This window comes from Microcoleus sp. Pol17C6 (assembly GCF_036701145.1).
Lineage (GTDB): Bacteria > Cyanobacteriota > Cyanobacteriia > Cyanobacteriales > Microcoleaceae > Microcoleus.
In genome coordinates this window covers 1-1,895 of the sequence record NZ_JAUBQH010000151.1, presented here as the reverse complement: position 1 = coordinate 1,895, position 1,895 = coordinate 1, and the positions used below count along the sequence as shown (strand labels likewise).

The window sequence follows — 1,895 nt, the reverse complement described above, 5'->3', positions numbered from 1 at the left end:
TTATCATTATTGTTCCATAATATTTCTGCAGAAAGAGGTATTGACAAAATCTACTCCTTTCTAACTTGTTACCAATGCCTGCTGATTGTTTAATGAGAGTCCGAAAAAATGCCTGCTTGTGGTCAGCACCACCAGCATATAGTGGTCGCGGTAGACCGCGAAAACACGGGCAAAAAATGAGGCTGAATGACCCAACCACATGGCTTCAAGAGGATACTGCGATTGAAATTGAGGAACATCCAGATTTGGGAAAAGTCCTCCTCAGACAATGGCTTAACTTGCATTTTTATCGTGCGGCCGAACATCCAATCAATTTAATTCTGATCGAAAGAATGAAGCCCATGTCAAATGGTCAGCCATTTCCACCCTTATGGTTGGCTTGGGTGGGAGAGCGAACTCTACCATTATAAACTGTTTGGTTTAAATATTTACGACGCTTTGGAGTCGATCATTGGTATCGGTTTACTAAGCAAAGATTGCATTGGACATTGCCTAATTTGAGAACTCCCGAACAATCCGAGCGTTGGAGTGATTTAATGCCATTGATGAGTTGGCAACTCTGGTTAGCTAGGGAGTTAGTGGTTGAGAATGTATTACTGCAGGCAATCTGCTAATATCAGTTTAACTCCTGGACGTGTTGCCCAATCAATGTTTTCGCTTTTAGTTGACATTGGGACTCCTACAAAAATGCCTAAACAGAGGGGAAAATCCCCCGGCTGGGAAAAAGGAAGGGTAAGGACGGTAGCACCGCGATATCCCACTGTGAAAAAACGGGTCTCTCGACGTAAAAAGTCTTCAAGATTAGCTGTTTAATCTTCTACTTTTTGAGTTTTTGAGCAACAGCTTGCCTGAGATTCAAAGGTGGCTACTTTTAGCTGCGCTCATTTTTTAGTCTAAACTACAGTACTCTAGACCTCTTGCAAAAGTCATTCTGAAAGGTTAAGTTCATAGTTATAGATGCCTGCAATCAGGTTGAAGCGTAAACCAAATCTACGTCGGCGATTTCGGTAACGTTCCGACAAAATCCGAAAAATTTTCAGCTTCCTATTAACGTGTTCAATAATAATTCGTTGGCTTGCCAGAGTACGGTTTTCCTGCCGTTGAACCTGAGAAAAATTAGAGCTTTTGGGCTTTTTAGTAGGGATCTGACTATGGGCATGAAGTTTGGCAATTCCTTGATAACCCTTGTCACGCCAAAGTTTAATTGTAGTGGCTAGCCTGACTTTACTGAAGAATGAATAGTCGAAAGTCATGCCTTCTGCCTTTACCACGAAGCTCTGCAGATAATTGCTCCCGTCTTTTGATTGACCACTAATTGCGACTTCAATGTATGATACTTCTTTTTGCCGGAAAACACTTGTCGTTGTTTTTTTTTGGACGCTCGACTGGGCTTTCGGTCACATCGACCACAACTACTTCTAAAACTGAGTCCGGTTGCAGCAGTGCTTTCTTTCCGGGTAAGCTAAACCGACCTGAACGAATTAATGTGTCCTTGCCCGTGTCTGACGATTCTGAACGCAGTGGATTCATTGATGTTCCAGCTTTGAGCAATGTGAAAGTAGGTACGGTACTCTCGCCAATATTGTAATGCCAGCAGTACCTGGTCTTCTAAGCTCAGTTTAGGCGGGCGACCGGGTTTGCGTTTCTTGCGTTTCTGTTGTTTTAGAACTGACACCATTTCATCAAAAGTTGTAGACCCAACGCCACATAATCTCTTGAAGGCTTCTGGCTTTAAGCTTTGCACTTGTTCGTAAGTCATCAGTTTTTCCTCTCAATCACCTCACTATTGCCCTTATTGGGGACTTTTGCAAGAGGTCTTCTGTTTCTCGTTGTCAAATAACCACTGTTGTTGGCGATAGACTTCTGTGAGGACTAGCAAGATTTTATATTGCTTT

Annotated in this window: 3 protein-coding genes; 1 reads left to right on the top strand and 2 read right to left on the bottom strand. The window is 42.6% G+C overall.

The window, feature by feature from the left end:
• The first annotated feature begins 92 nt into the window (after nt 1-92).
• Nucleotides 93-410, top strand: a complete 318-nt coding sequence (locus tag QUA25_RS29105; protein WP_445305277.1) for a hypothetical protein — start codon at nt 93-95, stop codon at nt 408-410.
• Nucleotides 411-926: 516 nt separating this feature from the next.
• On the opposite strand, the gene QUA25_RS29100 is transcribed toward QUA25_RS29105, so the two are convergent.
• Together QUA25_RS29100 and QUA25_RS29095 are read right to left on the bottom strand one after the other, a co-directional pair.
• Entirely contained in the window at nt 927-1,316 is a 390-nt protein-coding gene (locus QUA25_RS29100; RefSeq protein WP_333043168.1) for a transposase family protein, read from the bottom strand.
• 146 nt (nt 1,317-1,462) lie between these two features.
• Nucleotides 1,463-1,759: a transposase family protein gene (locus tag QUA25_RS29095; RefSeq protein WP_333043164.1), complete on the bottom strand. Its 297-nt coding sequence runs from the start codon at nt 1,757-1,759 to the stop codon at nt 1,463-1,465.
• Nucleotides 1,760-1,895 lie beyond the last annotated feature (136 nt).